General features: G+C 45.8%; 19 protein-coding genes. 10 read left to right on the forward strand and 9 right to left on the reverse strand.

Translation table 11 applies throughout. The features are described 5' to 3' along the window. The first annotated feature begins 7 nt into the window (after positions 1-7). From bepA to ACXABW_RS10955, 4 genes are read left to right on the forward strand one after another with little or no spacing between them, the layout of a single operon-like run. Complete coding sequence (gene bepA, locus ACXABW_RS10940; protein WP_457522697.1) at positions 8-1,462, forward strand: beta-barrel assembly-enhancing protease; 1,455 nt, start codon at positions 8-10, stop codon at positions 1,460-1,462. 23 nt (positions 1,463-1,485) lie between these two features. Continuing rightward, complete coding sequence (gene arsC, locus ACXABW_RS10945; protein WP_457522698.1) at positions 1,486-1,830, forward strand: arsenate reductase (glutaredoxin); 345 nt, start codon at positions 1,486-1,488, stop codon at positions 1,828-1,830. After that, complete coding sequence (gene wrbA / locus ACXABW_RS10950) at positions 1,830-2,399, forward strand: NAD(P)H:quinone oxidoreductase (protein WP_265687890.1); 570 nt, start codon at positions 1,830-1,832, stop codon at positions 2,397-2,399. Before arsC ends, wrbA begins: the two co-directional genes overlap by 1 nt. Positions 2,400-2,407: 8 nt before the next feature. Beyond that, on the forward strand, positions 2,408-2,827 hold the full coding sequence (locus ACXABW_RS10955) for a DUF2069 domain-containing protein (protein ID WP_457522700.1): 420 nt from the start codon (positions 2,408-2,410) through the stop codon (positions 2,825-2,827). A 78-nt stretch (positions 2,828-2,905) separates the two neighbouring features. On the opposite strand, the gene ACXABW_RS10960 is transcribed toward ACXABW_RS10955, so the two are convergent. Next, complete coding sequence (locus ACXABW_RS10960) at positions 2,906-4,141, reverse strand: DUF2066 domain-containing protein (protein WP_457522702.1); 1,236 nt, start codon at positions 4,139-4,141, stop codon at positions 2,906-2,908. Between the two features lie 250 nt (positions 4,142-4,391). Between ACXABW_RS10960 and ACXABW_RS10965 the strand changes: the two genes are divergently transcribed. Further along, positions 4,392-5,636, forward strand: a complete 1,245-nt coding sequence (locus ACXABW_RS10965; protein ID WP_457522704.1) for a uracil-xanthine permease family protein — start codon at positions 4,392-4,394, stop codon at positions 5,634-5,636. Between the two features lie 104 nt (positions 5,637-5,740). On the opposite strand, the gene ybaK is transcribed toward ACXABW_RS10965, so the two are convergent. The 8 genes from ybaK to hemA all read right to left on the reverse strand — a co-directional run bounded on the left by ybaK (position 5,741) and on the right by hemA (position 13,768). Beyond that, on the reverse strand, positions 5,741-6,214 hold the full coding sequence (ybaK, locus tag ACXABW_RS10970) for a Cys-tRNA(Pro) deacylase (protein WP_457522705.1): 474 nt from the start codon (positions 6,212-6,214) through the stop codon (positions 5,741-5,743). A gap of 101 nt (positions 6,215-6,315) precedes the next feature. Further along, complete coding sequence (ushA, locus tag ACXABW_RS10975; protein ID WP_252027767.1) at positions 6,316-7,977, reverse strand: bifunctional UDP-sugar hydrolase/5'-nucleotidase UshA; 1,662 nt, start codon at positions 7,975-7,977, stop codon at positions 6,316-6,318. 375 nt (positions 7,978-8,352) lie between these two features. Beyond that, positions 8,353-9,204: a 3-deoxy-8-phosphooctulonate synthase gene (kdsA, locus tag ACXABW_RS10980; RefSeq protein ID WP_252027768.1), complete on the reverse strand. Its 852-nt coding sequence runs from the start codon at positions 9,202-9,204 to the stop codon at positions 8,353-8,355. A 48-nt stretch (positions 9,205-9,252) separates the two neighbouring features. Continuing rightward, positions 9,253-10,062: a SirB1 family protein gene (locus ACXABW_RS10985; protein WP_457522706.1), complete on the reverse strand. Its 810-nt coding sequence runs from the start codon at positions 10,060-10,062 to the stop codon at positions 9,253-9,255. 45 nt (positions 10,063-10,107) lie between these two features. Next, on the reverse strand, positions 10,108-10,491 hold the full coding sequence (locus ACXABW_RS10990) for a SirB2 family protein (RefSeq protein ID WP_252027770.1): 384 nt from the start codon (positions 10,489-10,491) through the stop codon (positions 10,108-10,110). Positions 10,492-10,501: 10 nt separating this feature from the next. Beyond that, positions 10,502-11,362 (reverse strand): peptide chain release factor N(5)-glutamine methyltransferase, encoded by an 861-nt coding sequence (gene prmC / locus ACXABW_RS10995; RefSeq protein WP_457522708.1) that lies wholly within the window; start codon positions 11,360-11,362, stop codon positions 10,502-10,504. Further along, positions 11,363-12,451 carry a peptide chain release factor 1 gene (gene prfA / locus ACXABW_RS11000; protein ID WP_252027772.1) on the reverse strand — a complete coding sequence of 363 codons (1,089 nt, stop codon included), beginning with the start codon at positions 12,449-12,451 and terminating at the stop codon, positions 11,363-11,365. 57 nt (positions 12,452-12,508) lie between these two features. Beyond that, positions 12,509-13,768 carry a glutamyl-tRNA reductase gene (gene hemA, locus ACXABW_RS11005; protein WP_252027773.1) on the reverse strand — a complete coding sequence of 420 codons (1,260 nt, stop codon included), beginning with the start codon at positions 13,766-13,768 and terminating at the stop codon, positions 12,509-12,511. A gap of 161 nt (positions 13,769-13,929) precedes the next feature. Between hemA and lolB the strand changes: the two genes are divergently transcribed. From lolB to ychF, 5 genes are all read left to right on the forward strand, one after another. Further along, entirely contained in the window at positions 13,930-14,541 is a 612-nt protein-coding gene (gene lolB, locus ACXABW_RS11010) for a lipoprotein insertase outer membrane protein LolB (RefSeq protein WP_457522711.1), read from the forward strand. Further along, complete coding sequence (ispE, locus tag ACXABW_RS11015; protein ID WP_457522713.1) at positions 14,542-15,414, forward strand: 4-(cytidine 5'-diphospho)-2-C-methyl-D-erythritol kinase; 873 nt, start codon at positions 14,542-14,544, stop codon at positions 15,412-15,414. A 28-nt stretch (positions 15,415-15,442) separates the two neighbouring features. After that, the gene (locus tag ACXABW_RS11020) at positions 15,443-16,387 is read left to right on the forward strand and encodes a ribose-phosphate pyrophosphokinase (protein ID WP_252027776.1); all 945 of its coding nucleotides are present in this window, start codon (positions 15,443-15,445) and stop codon (positions 16,385-16,387) included. Between the two features lie 160 nt (positions 16,388-16,547). Then, entirely contained in the window at positions 16,548-17,138 is a 591-nt protein-coding gene (pth, locus tag ACXABW_RS11025; protein WP_252027777.1) for an aminoacyl-tRNA hydrolase, read from the forward strand. Between the two features lie 10 nt (positions 17,139-17,148). After that, a complete protein-coding gene (gene ychF / locus ACXABW_RS11030) occupies positions 17,149-18,240 on the forward strand; it encodes a redox-regulated ATPase YchF (RefSeq protein ID WP_252027778.1) in 1,092 nt (363 codons plus the stop codon). Positions 18,241-18,273: the final 33 nt, after the last annotated feature.

The raw sequence follows: 18,273 nt of genomic DNA on the forward strand, positions 1-18,273 counted from the left end.
AGCCAATATGTTTAAACGCGCTCGTTCCCTTGTCTGCCTTTGTGTTGCCGCTGCGATTGCCAGTCCGACGCTGTCTGTCGCCAACGATATTGAACTACCTGATATTGGCACCACAGCGGGAGGAACTCTGACTATAGATCAAGAATTGATCTATGGTGATGCGTACATGCGTATGCTCCGTAACAGCCAACCCATCGTCAATGACCCAGTTCTGAACGAATATATCGATAACTTAGGTCATAGACTGGTCGCTAACGCAAACGACGTAAAAACGCCTTTTACCTTCTTCATGATTCGCGATCGCAACATCAACGCATTCGCGTTTTTTGGCGGATATGTCGCCCTGCACTCTGGCCTGTTTTTACATGCGCAAAGTGAGAGTGAACTAGCCTCTGTTGTTGCCCACGAAATTGCGCACGTAACGCAAAGGCACTTGGCTCGAAGCATGGAAGATCAAGCGCGTCGCTCTCCTGCTACTATCGCTGCGTTGGCAGGTTCTCTGCTGCTTGCCATTGCTTCTCCAGAAGCCGGTATGGCGGCAATAACCGCGGCCACCGCCGGCAGCATGCAAAGCCAAATTAACTATACCCGCAGTAATGAGAAAGAAGCAGACCGCTTCGGTATCGCAACATTAGCCAAAGCAGGGTTCGATGTTAAAGCCATGCCCCGTTTCTTTGGCCGTTTAGCCGATGAATACCGTTACGCAAGCAAACCGCCACCAATGTTGCTGACTCACCCATTACCAGAAGATCGTATTACCGACAGCCGTGAGCGTGCAAGGCACTACCCTCCAATGCGCATCCAACCAGCCTTGGATTACCACTTAGCGCGCGCCAGAATCGTTGCTCGATATGCAGGCATTGAGGGCGAAGCAGCATTGGATTGGTTAGATCGTACAGAAAAGAAAGCCAAACCCGAACTTGTTCCAGCATTCCAATACGGCAAAGCGTTGGTGTATTTGGACACTAAAAAGCTCGACCAAGCAGAGCCAATCTTACTTGAATTGAGCAAGCAGGACCCAACCAATAACTTCTATCTAGATGCGCTATCTGATTTATACATTGCAAAAAAAGAAGCAAGTACCGCGCAAACCATGCTAGAAAAAGCGTTGTCCTCTAAGCCGAGTAACCCAGTATTAACCATTAACTATGCCAACGTGTTGCTGAAACAAGATAAATACGAAGATGCAATCCGAGTGTTACAACGCTATACACACGACAACCCGAACGATATCAATGGGTGGCATTTACTGTCGGAAGCCAATATTGCACTTGCTCGAGGAGATGAAGATTTAGCAGCTCGAGCAGAGATACTGGCTCTGAAGGCAAACTGGAACAAAGCGATTCAATATTACTCTCAAGCAAGCCAAATTGCTGAACTTGGGAGTTTGAAACAAGCTCGATACGATGCACGTATCGACCAACTTATGGTCCAAAGAGATCGATTCTTATCACTCCAATAAAAAATACAGCAGTGGAGAACACTATGTCAGTCGTGATTTATCACAACCCAAAATGCTCAAAAAGCCGTCAAACTCTTGCGTTACTTGAAGAAAAAGGCATTACACCAGAAATCATTAAGTACCTAGATACACCACTTAATGTCGCGCAACTTAAAACCATTTTCGGCCAGTTAGAGCTAGACGCTGTTCGCGGCATGATGCGCACTAAAGAAGCTATTTACAAAGAACTGAACCTCGCAGTAGCTTCTGACGAAGAGTTATTCCAAGCAATGGCAGAAAATCCAAAGCTTGTAGAGCGCCCAATTGTTATCGCTAACGGCAAAGCAAAGCATGGTCGTCCACCAGAGCAAGTTCTAGACATTCTCTAATGTGTAAGCTACTCGTACTGTATTACAGCCGACATGGCTCGACTCAAGCGATCGCGCGCCAAATTGCGCGCGGTATTGAATCACAGCCAGGCTGCGAAGCCGTACTCAGAACCGTCGAAGATCTGACTTCTCACTCTAGTGATGCCAGTGAACCAGTCGTCACGTTTGACGAGCTGGCCAATTGTGATGGGCTGGCGATGGGCAGCCCTGTGTGGTTTGGCAATATGGCTGCACCGCTGAAGCACTTCTGGGATCAAACCACCACGCTGTGGGTTAAAGGTGATTTGATCGATAAACCTGCCTGCGTCTTTACTTCATCATCCAGTATGCACGGCGGCCAAGAAACCACCCTACAAACGATGATGTTGCCGTTACTCCACCATGGAATGATGGTATTGGGTATCCCCTATTCTGAACCGGCTTTACATACTACCCGAGCGGGAGGGACTCCATACGGAGCCACCAGCGTTGCCTCCGAACACAATTCAGCACTCGAGCGCGACGAAGCCGAATTAGCACGGGCACTTGGTGCCAGATTAGCGGCGACCGCCCTAAAACTTAAACAGTGAGATTCACTATGGAAACGACATCTCGAACTAAGCAATTTCGCTTACTGGCATTGTTTGGTAACTTGGCTTTATTAGTATGGGTCGCACTGTGGCAGTGGACGCTGTCTCCGCATCCATATGTCAGTAACATCACCCTTGCGATTGCATGGTGCATCCCGTTGCTTCTTCCACTACCGGGAATCCTAGCTGGGAAACCTTATACTCACGCTTGGGCGAATTTTGTCCTGATGCTTTACTTCCTGCACGCGTTGACCATTTTGTATGTCGATGGTGGGGAAAGAATGTTGGCGTTGGTGGAGCTACTGCTCACCTCCGTTGCGTTCGCCGGCAATATTCTGTATGCCCGCTCTCGAGGCAAAGAACTCGGCTTAAAACTGAAAAGGCTTTCAGAAGTGGAAAAGCAGGAAAGAGCCCGCTTCGACCAGTAACAGTAGCTTAGCTCGAAGCTAGGCACAAAATCACATTAAAAAAGCCCTTCAGTTGAAGGGCTTTTTGTTTGTACCGTTTCACTGCCACTCAAAATTAAGCGTTGTATCCACAGGCTCGAGTGGTTCAGCCTCTACAACCTCTAGCGGTTCAGTAGCATTCACCACACTGCCATCTGCTGTGCTCACTGTTACGTTTTGAGCATCTGTGGTTTGAGACTCAACTGTATCCACTTCAGGTAGTGCGGTCGGCTCTGCATTTTCTGGTAGGTTAGCAGGAACTGGTGGCTGCTCAGTTTCTGGCAGTTGTACAGGTACGGCTACGTCTTGTGGCTCAACTTTGATAACCTTGCCCATACGAAGTACTTCCTGCTCAAAATCTTCCTCTGACGCCAGTAAGTGAACATTGAACAACACAGATGAACCTTGAATCTTAAGAATATCAAGCGAAGCAACCGAGCTTAGTGCCTTCAACTTGTTTTCAAGTTCGAAGAAATCCGCCGCATCGTTAATCATAGTAAACTCTGCTTTTACAGTTTCAGACGATTCACTCGCCACAACTACCGCATTCTTTTTCGCATAGTAATCTGCTAAATCAGCAACCATGTCTGCTGCCGCTGATTGGCCAGAGCTACTTCCCGTCACAGGAACTTTAGTACTGGTTTGCATCGTCGACGGATTCTGGTCGTACAAAGTCCAACGTAAATTGTTCCCTTGAGCACGAACGACTAACACAGCATCGGCAGGATAACGCTGGCTCGCCGCACTAAGTGGCTGAACGAAACCGCCCCACAGATCCGATACGGCAATTCCGCTGATGTCATCGAAGTCACCAACTGGCAATGTCAGTGGCAAACCACGTTGCTCTGCGCTTGTTTTGATCGCGTTAAGCAATGGAGTACCAGAATGCTCCCACGAAATATTTCTATCAAAATTAGAATCTTCCACCAGCCAAACTAGCAAATTTACTCGGTTCTCAGGCCAAAATGGTAACTGAGCCTGGCTCAGCAACGAGCGAATATGAGGAGCACTGAATCCCATTTGCAGAGTCTGAGACTCACCCGAGCGCCCATAGCTAAGCTGAGTGACGTACTGTGAAGACTGATTCAATGCTTTGACGATCACTTCATTATTGATGGCATCGGTATCACCAGAAGCACGAACAATCACTTGCTTCATGCCTTCAATACGCGCCTTAGCGTCTGCGTCTTTCTGCTCTTGTTCGAGCACTACTTCAGAGCGATATAAATCTACTTTAGTTAAGGCGTGAGCAGGGATAGTAACTAACCCCAGTAATAACAGAGCGATATTGCGCATACGTTTCCTAGATAGTATTGGGCGAAGACAGGGCTTTGCAAAATATAGTGTTTTCGAGTGTTGATGATAAGCAACTATCCAATCCTGAGCAAGGAATGCACTTCAAGTTACGGTCAGAATTCATGTCTAGCGTCTCGAACATCCATATCTTAGATTGAAAACCGATAATTTATTTGACCTAGGTTACATTGCAAACGTTTGCCAAAGTGATAAAATCCCGCGAATTTTATTTATTGAACAGGGAAATGATATGAAAAATGCTATTCAGGGAGCGCAAATGCTATTTGTTGCTTTCGGCGCATTGGTGCTGGTACCACTTCTAACCGGCCTCGACCCGAGTGTGGCACTCTTTGGTGCTGGTGTCGGTACTCTTCTTTTCCAATTGGTTACTCGACGTAGTGTGCCTATTTTCCTCGCCTCTTCTTTCGCTTTCATTGCCCCTATTCTTTACGGTGTTCAAACCTGGGGCGCACCTGCCACTATGGGTGGCTTAATGGCAGCTGGCTGTGTTTATGTCGCAATGGGCGCATTAATCAAAGTCCGCGGTGTAGAAATCATTCATAAATTACTCCCGCCAGTTGTCGTTGGCCCTGTCATTATGGTGATTGGCTTAGGCTTAGCGCCAGTCGCGGTAAATATGGCGTTGGGCAAGGTAGATGGTTCACAAGTCATCGACGCAAATGCATCGCTTGTAATCTCGATTGCTTCGTTGCTTACCACCATCATATTGAGCGTGTTCGCCAAAGGCTTTTTAAAACTGACTCCTATTTTAGGCGGTATTGTTGTGGGCTACTGTTTAAGCCTTGGCTACGGCATTGTTGACTTCACACCTGTGAAAGAAGCCGCTTGGTTTGCGCTACCGAACTTTACGACACCGGAATTCAATATCAATGCAATCTTGTTCATGATCCCAGTTGCCATCGCGCCTGCTGTAGAACACGTTGGCGACATGCTAGCCATCTCCAATGTGACCGGCAAAAACTACATCAAAAAGCCAGGTCTGCACCGTACCATTACTGGTGATGGTGTGGCGACTATTGCTGCTTCAATGGTTGGCGCCCCGCCAAACACCACTTATTCAGAAGTGACCGGTGCTGTAATGCTAACCAAGGCATTTAACCCTGTTATCATGACATGGGCAGCGATAAGTGCGATTGTACTTGCTTTGGTAGGTAAGCTAGGCGCTGTACTGCAAACGATCCCAATGCCAGTCATGGGCGGCATTATGATTTTGCTATTCGGTTCAATTGCGACCGTTGGCCTTAACACTCTAATTAAAAACAACGTTGACCTGCACAAGTCACGCAACCTAGTTATCGTCGCCATTACATTGGTGTTTGGTATCGGTGGTATGGCATTTGGTATTGGCGAATTCAGCCTTCAAGGCGTTAGCCTATGTGGTATCGTTGCTATTCTGCTTAACCTAATCTTGCCGAAAGATTTAGGTGAAAACCACGTAGTAGACAACGCGCAAATGGAAGACGAAGCGAAATAGTGTCTTAGCCAAGATGTGAACATACCCTAGATGTAAAAAGGCTGATCTTTGCGGATCAGCCTTGTTGTTTGCGGGTAATTAGGGTCTGTTGACCTTTCGCACCTCTAGCCACATAACGGAACAAACTGACCTCTCGTCAACGCTGCAAGGTCATTCGCTGCCAACTCAATCTCCAATCCACGCTTACCTGCACTCACACATATCATGTCCTGTGTTAACGCACTTTCATGGATAAAGGTCGGCAATGCCTTTTTTTGTCCTAACGGGCTAATACCTCCAACGACATAACCGGTTGTCTTTTGGGCGATATCAGGATCAGCCATATCCGCTTTTTTCGCTTTGGCCGCTTTCGCCGCTTGTTTCAAGTTCAGCTTCTGATCCACCGGAATGACTGCAACGGCCAAATTCTTTGGTTCACCATTAACGCAAAACAATAACGTTTTGAACACGCGAGCTGGATCTTGTCCCAATGCCTCAACCGCTTCAAGGCCAAAGCTCGCCGCTCTAGGATCGTGCTCATACTGATGAATGTTGTGAGTGACTTTTTTCTTCTTCGCGAGATTAATAGCCGGTGTCATTTTGCTCTCCTTAAGCTCCAACAAGGACACAAACAAAAAAGCGCCGTCATCTTTTGAATGACAGCGCTTTAGATTAAGGAGTTTTATGAGTTGTCGTCAACTTACTTGTAAACCATCTCGCCTGATGGAGCATATTGGTTTACATCAACAGGGCTATTCGCTTCTAGGTACTCTTTCAGCACTTCTGCATCAACGAAACCTGTGTTTACGTGACCAGGATGACCCGTTAGTTTAGGGTAACCGTCGCCACCTGCTGCGTTGTAGCTCGGTACAGTGAAACGGTAAGTTTCGTCTAAACGAAGCTGTTTACCACCGATGAATACGTTAGATACTTCACCATTAGCCACCGTCATAGAGATACCAGCGAACTGAGCGTATGCACCTGAATCAACCGGCTTGGTTGCAACAACGTTTAGGTAGTCTAGTACTTCAGCACCAGTCATATCTGTGTAAGTCAGGATGTTAGCAAAAGGCTGTACTGTCAGTACATCTTTGTAAGTAACGTCACCGCCTTCAATCGAGTCACGCACACCACCAGAGTTCATAACTGCAAAGTCGGCTTTTGCACGCTCCATGTGAGCCGTTGCGATCAAGCGACCAAGGTTGGTCTGTTGGAAACGAACAACATTACGGTCGCCTTCTAGCTTACCGTTAGTCTCTGCAATCTTAACGTTAAGCTGAGCTTGACCTTGCTCTTGATATGGACGTAGGAACTCAAGTAGTGCTTCGTCTTGCTTGATCTCATCTTCAATAAGAACGCGCTGTTTCTTACCATCGATTTTAACTTTCTTCTTCAAGTTTACTGGGATCAGATCGTAGCTCACCATTTCTAGTTCACCGTTACGGAATTCGTAATCAGCACGACCTACGTATTTACCCCATTCGTGCGCCTGAACGATGTAAGTACCGTTTTGTACATCTGGCTTACACTCATCAGAAGGCTTGAAGTTCTTCTTCACAACGTTCGGTGCTTCCATACAAACTGGCTCTTGAGAGTGACCACCAACGATCATATCTAGAGAGCCTTCGTCTAGGTAACGAGCAAGCGCTACATCACCCGGAGCGTTCACGCCGCGCTTACCATCTTCGTAGTGGCCCATGTGAGTAACCGCGAAGATCAGGTCAGGTTTTTCGGTCTTTTCTAGCTCGGCAATCAGCTTTTTCGCTTCTTCTTTTGGATCACGAAAATCAATGCCACCGATAAACTCTGGATTACCGATTTTCTGTGTGTCTTCAGTCGTTAGACCAATAACAGCAATCTTGATGCCTTGCTTGTTAAACATCTCGTAAGGCTGGAACATACGCTCACCAGTCTCTTTGTCATAGATGTTTGCCGATAACATCGGGAAGTTAGCCCACTCTTTCTGCTTAAATAGCACTTCTAGCGGATTGTCGAATTCGTGGTTACCCAGTGCCATCGCATCGTAACCAATCTTGCTCATACCTTTGAAATCTGGTTCTGCATCTTGAAGATCTGATTCAGGTACACCGGTGTTGATATCACCACCAGAAAGAAGCAGTGAGCTGCCACCCTCGGCTTCAATCTCAGCACGTAGCTCGTCGATTAACGTCTTACGAGCAGCCATGCCGTACTCGCCGTATTTGTTTTGCCAAAAACGACCGTGGTGGTCATTGGTGTGAAGAACTGTCAGCTTATAAGTTTTGTCCGCTTCCCACTCATGCTGAGGTGCTGTTGCACAACCCGCTAGAGTCGCAAGAATCGCTGCACTGAGCGTTGTTTTAAGAATAAGGCCTTGCTTCATTGTCATACCTTTGAACTGTTGGGGATCCACTGCTTTTCATTATCGGTAATAGTTATCAAGATCAGCGCACTTTAAGGCGCTGTTTAACCGATAAAACTTGAACTAGTTTAAATTAACCTAGTTTAGGTGACAGGATGATTTCATATTTATGTCGCCTAGATCACCTTAAATTAGTAAAGAATGTGTAACGAAATGAGGATCTTTCATATCAAATTCCAATAGATCACAAGCAATCGTTTTACTGTGAAGTGAGTGTATTTGAGTAAAATGTGAGGGATTGCACTAACTCAACATATCTGGGAATAAAAGGCAGACAAGATCAAAAAAAGGCTGACATATTCATGTCAGCCTTTTGGGTATATTTTCGAAGAAAATCTACTTAATATCGATACTATCAAAGCCTTTGATAAGATCATCAAGCGCTTTCATTTGAGCCAGGAAAGGCTCGAGTTTGTCTAGTGGTAAAGCCGATGGACCATCACAACGAGCTTGATCCGGGTTTGGATGCGCTTCGATGAATAGACCTGCAATACCTGTTGCTAGACCAGCTTTCGCTAGCTCAACCGTTTGCTCACGACGGCCACCAGATGCCGCACCAGAAGGGTCGCGCATTTGCAGCGAGTGCGTTACGTCAAAGATAATTGGGCTGCCTTTAGACGCATTTTTCATTACGCCAAAACCAAGCATATCAACAACAAGGTTGTCGTAACCGTGGCACGAGCCACGCTCACATAGAATGATATTTTCGTTACCACATTCAGCAAACTTCTCAACAATGTTACCCACTTGACCAGGGCTCATGAACTGAGGTTTTTTAACGTTGATAACCGCACCCGTTTTTGCCATCGCTTCAACTAAATCGGTTTGACGAGCCAAAAATGCAGGCAACTGAATCACGTCTACAACATCCGCTACTGGCTGAGCTTGCGCTTCAGTGTGGACATCTGTGATGATTTTCACGCCAAATGTATCTTTCAATTCTTGAAAGATCTTCATACCCTCTTCAAGACCAGGGCCACGGTAAGAGTGTACAGAGCTACGATTCGCTTTATCGAAAGAAGCCTTAAATACGTATGGGATGCCTAGCTTTTCAGTCACTTTCACATAGTGCTCACAGATCTGCATAGCTAGGTCGCGAGATTCTAGAACGTTCATGCCAGCAAACAATGTGAAAGGCTTATCGTTGGCAACTGGAATGTCACCAATCTGAACTATTTTCTGTTCCATTATTTTCTCTCTTATTTGTTTTCAATGCGATGAATAACAGTCAGACACTTAGTGGACGGTGACTGAACTTTCACTCATGGCTTTAACTTGATTTTGCAACAGCTCCGACGCTGGGTCATCAGGGCATTGATCGATGAAATACTGGTAATCATTCAGTGCGACTTGATGGCAGTCTAACTGTTGGTAGATGAACCCACGATCGCGAATTTCGTATGGATCATCTGGCACAAAGGTTAACGCGAGATCCGTGCATCGCAGCGCTAAAGTATAGCGCTCCTCGCGAAGTAAGGCACTTTTCAGCAACGCCAACCAACGGCCAATCACGGTTGGGTTATCCGTCGCTTCTAAATGCTCAGGTTTTAGCGTTGCTAATGGGCCTTTACTCCCAATCAACCAGGCTTTCAGAATATGCTCCGATACGTATTCACCGTTAAATGGGTTGATATACAACGGCTTCTCGCCATACCAGTTCACTTGGACAATGAATTGGGTTGGAAACGTAATACCTGCAACAGGGAACCCTAGCTTACGGCCAAAGTACAGCAGCAGCGCCCCTAAGCTTACTGGGATCCCTTTACGGCGCTCTAGAACTTTATCTAGAAAGCCGTTGCTTGAATCGAAGTAGGCTTCTTGGTCACCGACAAATGCCCAATCGTGGTAGAACAAGCGTAAGAATGATTCAAACTTTTGCTTCTCGTCCAACTCGTGGATCAGCGCCAATTCAGCTTCTTTAAACAATCGCTCGAGTTCTTGCTCTGCCCAGCTTACATTTGTTTCTGGATTCACGGCCCGATTTAGGACCAATGCTCCTTCAGCAAGCTCCATTGCATCAAAGTCTTCATCACATAACTCAAGCATTTATGCTTTTCCTACCTTCACTTCTATCAAATTTTTTAAATGTAATTAGCCCAAAAACATTGGGATTTTGGTCACGGCTACTTTGCCGGCAATACCTAGCCAGCCTAGAGCACCAAGAAACGCAAACGTTCTAGACAATTTATTTTTACCCAATTTAAGAGCAAAGAAACCTAGCGCAATGTATGCCAAAACCGAGGTGAGTTTTTCCGTCAGCCACATACCTTGAGGAGTAAACGGATAAAACTGCGTAATCATCACTAAAGTGATACCAGAAAGCAGAAGCACCGTATCGTTAATATGCGGGAACACTTTGAAAAACTTTTTATCGAGAAGTTTGGAATCCATCATCATTAATGCATAACGAACAGACAACAAAGTGGCACTGATTGCGATAGTCAGTAGGTGTAAATGTTTAATACCTTCGTACATGAAGTTCTCTCTATTGTTGATGGTAAAACTGGCCAAGTGTCACTCGGTCGTTTCCACCATAGTCCTTTTCTGTAGCCACTTGTTGATACCCAAATGACGCTAAAATTTCTCTTACTAATTCGCCTTGGTCATACCCATGCTCAAACATAAGCCAGCCTTCATTCTCCAGAAAGCCAATCGCATTTTCAGCGATATGCTTGATATCCGCTAGGCCATTATCGTCGGCAACCAACGCACTTTTCGGTTCAAAGCGAACATCACCTTCGACAAGGTGCGGGTCATTAGCTTCAATATAAGGAGGGTTCGACACGATTAAGGCAAACTTTGTGCCAGCAACTAAAGGTTCAAACCAGCTGCCGGAATAAAATATCGCATTGGAAATACCTAACTGACGAGCATTTTCGGTCGCAAGTGATTGAGCCTCTTGCTTGAGGTCAACGCCGATCACTTCTCTTTTGGGCATCTCTGAAGCCAAAGCCAATGCAATCGCACCTGTCCCTGTACCTAAATCGAGTATTTTGCCGTCTTGCTGATAGGTTTTATCTAACGCAACTTCAACTAAACGCTCGGTATCAGGGCGAGGGATAAGCGTGGTTGGGGATACTTTAAGTGGTAAAGACCAAAACTCGCGCTCACCGATAATGTAAGCAACTGGCTCACCTGAAATTCGTCTAACCAGCAACTGGCTGAAACGATCATATTGCTCGTTATCTAGCTTTTTTTCTGGCCACGTAAATAGATAGGAACGTGGCTTTTCCAGCGCGTGGCAAAGCAATACCGCAGCATCAAGAGAGGGCGAATCACTGCCACTCTCTTCAAGTTGTTTGATTGCAGTATCCAGTGCAGATTCTACACTCGGAAGCTCACTCATTTAGTTGTTGTCTGCTAGCGCAGCGAGTTGGTCAGCTTGATGTTCTTGAACAACAGGATCAACCAAACTCTGTAGATCACCTTCTAGCACTTCTGTTAGACGGTAAAGAGTGAGGTTAATACGGTGGTCTGACACACGGCCCTGCGGGTAGTTGTATGTGCGGATACGGTCACTACGGTCACCTGAACCTAGTAAGTTACGACGTGTATCAGACACTTCTGCAGCACGACGCTCTTCTTCGGCTTGTACAATACGCGCAGCAAGTACAGACATCGCTTTCGCTTTGTTTTTATGTTGAGAACGTTCGTCCTGACACTCTACAACGGTACCCGTTGGCAAGTGAGTAATACGAATAGCAGAGTCTGTCGTGTTAACGTGCTGACCACCCGCACCTGATGCGCGGAAGGTATCGATCTTAAGGTCAGCAGCTTTAATTTCTGGCAAATCAGCTTCTGGGATTTCTGGCATAATCGCAACGGTACATGCAGATGTGTGCACACGACCTTGAGATTCAGTTTCAGGTACGCGCTGAACACGGTGACCACCGGATTCAAACTTCATGGTACCGTAAACACTGTCGCCACTGATTTTCGCGATCATTTCTTTATAGCCGCCTTGCTCAGACTCGTTGCAGCTCATTACTTCAACGCGCCAACCTTTCTTCTCAGCAAACTTAGAGTACATACGGAATAAGTTACCCGCGAAAATACCGGCTTCATCACCGCCCGCACCCGCACGAATTTCAAGGAAACAGTTGCGCTCGTCATTTGGATCCTTAGGTAAAAGCAAGATTTGAAGTTCGTCAGTAAGACGTTCGATCGTCTCTTTTGCGTCCTTAATCTCTTCTTGCGCCATTTCTCGCATTTCTGCGTCATCTTCGTTAGCCATTTCTTCAGCAGCCACTAAATCTTCTTGAGCTTGCTGGTATGACTGGAAGCACTTAGTCACTTCTTCCAGTTGAGAATACTCTTTCGAAAGAGCGCGGAATTTATCTTGATCACCAATTACATCTGGATCACCAAGCAGGTGTTGAACTTCTTCATAACGCTCAACGAGAGTTTCAAGCTTTACTAAAATCGACGCTTTCATACATTCTTTCTTAAGTTAGGTTTTCTTAAATTAGGCTTTCTTTTACGGCAAAGGTAATTATGGCAGGTCATCAAGACCTAAGCTTTGTCTAATTACCGTTAATTTTGCTGGCTCGCCCTGTTCGGCCGCACTTTGCAATGCACGGGTCGGGGCATGAATAAGCCGGTTGGTCAGCTTATTACTAAGCTCTAGTAGCACTCGCTCTGGATCGTTACCCGCAGCCAGTGATTGTAAACTTTTTTGTAGCAGGTCTTCTCGGATGTCATTGGAAGATTTGCGGTATTCTCGGATACTATCTACGGCCTGCAACGAACGCATCCAAGTCATAAACAAAGCACTTTCTTCACTCACAATAGCTTCAGCCTGAATGGCTTCGACTTTGCGCTGCTCAATATTGCTTTCGACAATGGACTGCAAATCATCAACGGAATACAGGTACGCATCACTTAAGTCACCGACTTGAGATTCAATATCTCTTGGTACGGCAATATCCACCAGTAACATCGGCTGGAAACGTCTCGCTTTCAGTGCAGTTTCGACCATACCTTTACCAATGATAGGTAGAGGACTCGCCGTCGAACTGATCACGATATCTGCTTTAGCGAGATGTTCTGGGATTTCTGGCAGACTAATCACTTGAGCGCCAAACTGCTCAGCTAACCCTAACGCCCTTTCACGGGTACGGTTAGCCACAATAATGCGTTCACAACCATTTGCGGCTAAATGCTTAGCAACCAGTTCAATTGTCTCACCAGCACCAACAAGCAACACGGTTGAATCCGCTAACGATTCGAAAATGTGTTTCGCCAAAGTGCATGCCGCATAAGCGACTGACACGGCATTGCCGCCAATATCAGTTTCCGTTCTCACTCTTTTCGCAACGGAAAATGCTTTTTGGAACAGTTTTTCCATCGACGAATCGACAGATTTGTATTCACGAGCATCAGAATACGCTTGCTTTACTTGACCAAGAATCTGAGGCTCACCCAATACCAAAGAATCCAAGCCGCAAGAAACACGCATCAGGTGTTTAATGGCGGTTTGCTCTTCGTGGGTATATAAGCTTGGTTTAAGCTCTTCAGGGCTTACTTGGTGAAATTGAGAAAGCCAATCAATAACCTTACTTTTACTGCCTTGTTTCACGTCACAGTAAATCTCGGTACGGTTGCAGGTAGAAAGGATAACACTACCGTTAACATTTGAATTTGCGCCTAGTTGTTTTAGTGCTTCTGATAATTTATCAGGACCAAAAGCCACTTTTTCACGCAATTCAACCGAAGCTGTATTGTGATTAATTCCAATAGCAAGCAAGGACATGTAATGTGGGTTCTCTGAATCGAAAATACAAATAAGGCCAGAATTTTACTTGATGACCCCATTTATTAAAAGGGTCAAACGGTTTTGTTTTCCTGACTTCGTGATATCAATGATATAGTAAAGAGTAATCCTTCCTAAAATCGAGCAAATAGCGAGCAACTATGAGTTTCATGAGTCGTCTTATCTCTTTCTTAGTCGCCTTTTTAATTTTGTCCGGATGTAGCTCATTACCGGAAAGTCAGATGAGTGTTGAATGGCAAGCACACCAAGACAAACTCACGAGTATTGAAACTTACAAAGCCGTAGGCAAGCTCGGTTACATCTCTCCACAGGAGCGGCAGTCACTAAATTTTCAATGGACGCATTCGCAAGACCGCAGCCAACTAAGACTAACCAACTTCCTCGGCCAAACCGTACTCAACCTTGTTATTACACCTCAAGGCGCGATAGTAAATACTTACGATGACCAAACATTCTCAGACCTGAGTGCGACCCAATTGGTCAAAAGGCTCACAGGGTTAACAATTCCTGTGGACCAACTCCAAGACTGGATGCTTGGCATGCCCACCGGAAGTGATAGCTACGAATTAAACGTAAACAACACACTTTCGACCCTCAATAAAACCATTGCTAATCAAGACTGGCAGTTAGAGTACTTGTCTTATCAGGACATTGAATTCAACAACTCTCCACTGCCGTTACCGCAAAAAATGAGGCTCAATCAGGCCGAAACCAAGATTAACTTAGTGATCTCTAAATGGACGCTTAACTAAATGATTTCCAGTACAACTCACTGGCCTTCGCCAGCCAAACTGAATTTATTCCTCTATATCACTGGGCAACAAGAAAACGGTTACCACGACTTACAAACTCTATTTCAGTTCCTCGATCATGGTGACGAGCTGTCTATCACCGCAAGCTCAGAAGGCACGATAACAATCCTCCCTGAAATACCAGGATTGAAAACCGAAGATAACCTTATTTACAAGGCTGCTATGGCTTTACGGGCATATACTGGCTGCCAGCTCGGAGCAGAAATCGTACTGACTAAGAAACTCCCTATGGGAGGTGGTATTGGTGGTGGTTCCTCCAATGCCGCAACCACACTAATTGCCTTGAATTACCTATGGGATCTGAAACTTTCAGACATTCAGCTGGCTGAGATCGGATTAGCACTCGGCGCTGATGTACCAGTATTTGTCCGCGGATTTGCTGCTTTTGCTGAGGGTGTAGGTGAGCACTTAACTCAAGTATCCCCCCAAGAGAAGTACTACTTAGTAGTTAGACCCAACGTAAGCATAGCAACAGCGGACATATTTAGGCATCCCGACTTGACCAGAAACACGCCGAAACGAGCCATGGCAACGCTTCTTGAGCAAGAGCACGTAAACGATTGCGAAAAAATTGTCCGAATGCTGTACCCAGAGGTTGATAAGCAACTTTCATGGCTGCTACAATACGCGCCGTCAAGATTGACGGGTACTGGATCTTGCGTTTTTGCTGAATTTAACAGCAAGAAAGAAGCAGAAGCAGTGCTTGCTCAACTGCCTGACACTGTCTCGGCATTTGTCGCTCAAGGGCGTAACATCTCGCCATTAAAAGAGACATTGGCTGAATACCAATCAGCCCACCACAACTCTATTTAAAACTGGACGCAACCCTGAGGTTTCCACCGTGCCTGATATGAAGCTATTTGCTGGTAACGCAACACCTGAACTAGCCCAACGTATTGCTGACCGTCTATACATCTCTCTTGGCGATGCTACTGTAGACCGTTTTTCTGACGGCGAAGTCGCTGTACAAATCAACGAAAATGTTCGTGGTAGTGATGTATTCCTAATTCAATCGACTTGTGCACCAACCAATGACAACCTAATGGAATTGGTGGTAATGATTGACGCAATGCGCCGTGCTTCAGCGGGCCGTATTACTGCGGTAATCCCATACTTCGGTTATGCACGTCAAGATCGTCGCGTACGTTCTGCTCGTGTGCCAATCACTGCAAAAGTTGTTGCAGACTTCCTTTCAAACGTTGGTGTAGACCGCGTTCTAACTATCGACCTACACGCAGAGCAAATTCAAGGTTTCTTCGATGTACCTGTAGATAACATCTTCGGTACACCAGTTCTACTTGAAGACATGCAAAACCGCGGCCTTGAAAACCCAGTAGTGGTTTCTCCAGACCTAGGTGGCGTAGTTCGTGCTCGTGCAACAGCGAAAGCACTTGGTGATGTTGACATCGCTATCGTTGATAAGCGTCGTCCACGTGCAAACGTTTCTGAAGTAATGAACCTAATCGGTGACGTTGAAGGTCGTGACTGCGTTATCGTAGACGACATGATCGACACAGGTGGCACACTATGTAAAGCAGCTGAAGCACTAAAAGAGCGCGGTGCGAAGCGAGTATTCGCTTATGCTACTCACGCGGTATTCTCTGGTGCAGCAGCGCAGAACATCAAGAACTCAGTACTAGACCAAGTAATCGTCACTGACTCAATTTCTCTTTCTAAAGAGATGGCAGCGACAGGCAAAGTAACCGAACTAAGCCTTTCTCGCATGCTGGCTGAAGCGATTCGCCGTATCAGTAACGAAGAGTCAATCTCTGCGATGTTCAACTAAAGACGAGTCTTTAGAACAATATATAAAAGAAGCACCCACTTTGGGTGCTTTTTCTTTTGTCGTCGTATCACATCGGTGACATGCCTGCGCCCTTCTCGCTCAACAGATAACTTCTGTGCTATGATACGGCGCTTTTTGAGATCCCAGAGAGATTCTAACCGTGAGTCAACCAATTAAACTTCTTGTAGGCCTAGCCAATCCAGGTCCTGAATACACTCGTACAAGACACAATGCAGGAGCATGGGTCGTCGAGGAATTAGCAAGAGTCCACAATGTCACTCTAAAGAACGAAGCGAAGTTTTTTGGTCTGACGGGACGTATCATGGTTAACGGACAAGATCTTCGCCTGCTGATCCCAACAACTTTTATGAACCTGTCTGGTAAAGCGATTGCAGCTTTGGCTAAATTTTACCAAATTAAGCCAGAAGAGATCATGGTTGCCCATGATGAGCTAGATTTACCACCAGGCGTCGCTAAGTTTAAAAAAGGTGGTGGTCATGGCGGACACAATGGCCTACGAGACACCATTAGCAAACTTAGCAACAATAAAGATTTTTATCGCCTCCGGATTGGTATTGGCCATCCTGGGCACAAAGACAAAGTTTCAGGTTATGTGTTAGGTAAAGCCCCTGCTAAAGAGCAAGAGTGCCTAGACGCGGTTGTAGACGAATCAGTACGCAGCCTCGACATCTTAATCAAAGATGGCCTAACAAAAGCACAAAACCGCTTACACACGTTCAAAGCTGAATAAGGTTACTATCATGGGTTTTAAATGTGGCATTGTTGGTCTACCAAACGTTGGTAAATCTACGCTATTTAATGCACTAACTAAAGCGGGTATCGAAGCCGCAAACTTCCCGTTCTGTACTATCGAGCCAAATACTGGCGTGGTTCCTGTCCCGGATCTTCGCCTAGACGCGCTTGCGAAAATCGTTAACCCACAGAAAATTCTGCCAACAACAATGGAATTTGTTGATATTGCAGGCCTTGTAGCTGGAGCCTCTCGCGGTGAAGGTCTAGGTAATAAATTCCTAGCTAACATTCGTGAAACGGACGCTATCGGCCACGTTGTTCGTTGTTTCGAAAACGAAAACATCGTTCACGTTGCGGGTAAAGTATCTCCGATCGAAGATATTGAAGTCATCAACCTTGAGCTTGCTATGGCAGACTTGGATTCTTGTGAGCGCGCAATCCAACGTAACGCTAAAAAAGCAAAAGGCGGCGACAAAGACGCTAAATTCGAACTTTCTGTATTAGAAAAGCTACTACCCGTTCTAACTGAAGGTGGCATGGCTCGTACCGTAGAACTTGCTAAAGAAGAAGCAGCAGCAATTGGCTATTTAAACTTCTTAACGCTTAAGCCAACCATGTACATTGCGAACGTTAATGAAGACGGTTTTGAAGACAACCCGTATCTTGATGCAGTACGTGAGTACGCAGAAAAAGAAAATAATGTTGTTGTAGCAGTTTGTGCCGCTATCGAATCTGAGCTTTCAGAGCTGGACGATGCAGACCGTGAAGAGTTCCTAGCAGACATGGGAATCGAAGAGCCAGGCTTGAACCGAGTAATCCGTTCAGGTTATGAGCTGCTTACTCTTCAAACTTACTTCACGGCAGGTGTAAAAGAAGTTCGTGCTTGGACTATTCCAGTAGGAGCGACTGCGCCACAATCTGCTGGTAAGATCCACACCGACTTCGAAAAAGGTTTCATCCGAGCTGAAGTGGTTGGTTACGACGATTTCATTCAATATAACGGCGAATCGGGTGCAAAAGACGCAGGTAAATGGCGTCTAGAAGGAAAAGATTACATCGTAAAAGATGGTGATGTAATCCACTTCCGCTTCAACGTCTAGTTGAACTGATGAAAAGCTAATCGAAAGCCAGCA

The organism is Vibrio paucivorans (assembly GCF_054053395.1).

Coding starts and splice junctions, on each gene's coding strand:
- bepA (WP_457522697.1), top strand. CDS start 8: ATGTTTAAACGCGCTCGTTCCCTTGTCTGCCTTTGTGTTGCCGCTGCG.
- arsC (WP_457522698.1), top strand. CDS start 1,486: ATGTCAGTCGTGATTTATCACAACCCAAAATGCTCAAAAAGCCGTCAA.
- wrbA (WP_265687890.1), top strand. CDS start 1,830: ATGTGTAAGCTACTCGTACTGTATTACAGCCGACATGGCTCGACTCAA.
- ACXABW_RS10955 (WP_457522700.1), top strand. CDS start 2,408: ATGGAAACGACATCTCGAACTAAGCAATTTCGCTTACTGGCATTGTTT.
- ACXABW_RS10960 (WP_457522702.1), bottom strand. CDS start 4,141: ATGCGCAATATCGCTCTGTTATTACTGGGGTTAGTTACTATCCCTGCT.
- ACXABW_RS10965 (WP_457522704.1), top strand. CDS start 4,392: ATGAAAAATGCTATTCAGGGAGCGCAAATGCTATTTGTTGCTTTCGGC.
- ybaK (WP_457522705.1), bottom strand. CDS start 6,214: ATGACACCGGCTATTAATCTCGCGAAGAAGAAAAAAGTCACTCACAAC.
- ushA (WP_252027767.1), bottom strand. CDS start 7,977: ATGAAGCAAGGCCTTATTCTTAAAACAACGCTCAGTGCAGCGATTCTT.
- kdsA (WP_252027768.1), bottom strand. CDS start 9,204: ATGGAACAGAAAATAGTTCAGATTGGTGACATTCCAGTTGCCAACGAT.
- ACXABW_RS10985 (WP_457522706.1), bottom strand. CDS start 10,062: ATGCTTGAGTTATGTGATGAAGACTTTGATGCAATGGAGCTTGCTGAA.
- ACXABW_RS10990 (WP_252027770.1), bottom strand. CDS start 10,491: ATGTACGAAGGTATTAAACATTTACACCTACTGACTATCGCAATCAGT.
- prmC (WP_457522708.1), bottom strand. CDS start 11,362: ATGAGTGAGCTTCCGAGTGTAGAATCTGCACTGGATACTGCAATCAAA.
- prfA (WP_252027772.1), bottom strand. CDS start 12,451: ATGAAAGCGTCGATTTTAGTAAAGCTTGAAACTCTCGTTGAGCGTTAT.
- hemA (WP_252027773.1), bottom strand. CDS start 13,768: ATGTCCTTGCTTGCTATTGGAATTAATCACAATACAGCTTCGGTTGAA.
- lolB (WP_457522711.1), top strand. CDS start 13,930: ATGAGTTTCATGAGTCGTCTTATCTCTTTCTTAGTCGCCTTTTTAATT.
- ispE (WP_457522713.1), top strand. CDS start 14,542: ATGATTTCCAGTACAACTCACTGGCCTTCGCCAGCCAAACTGAATTTA.
- ychF (WP_252027778.1), top strand. CDS start 17,149: ATGGGTTTTAAATGTGGCATTGTTGGTCTACCAAACGTTGGTAAATCT.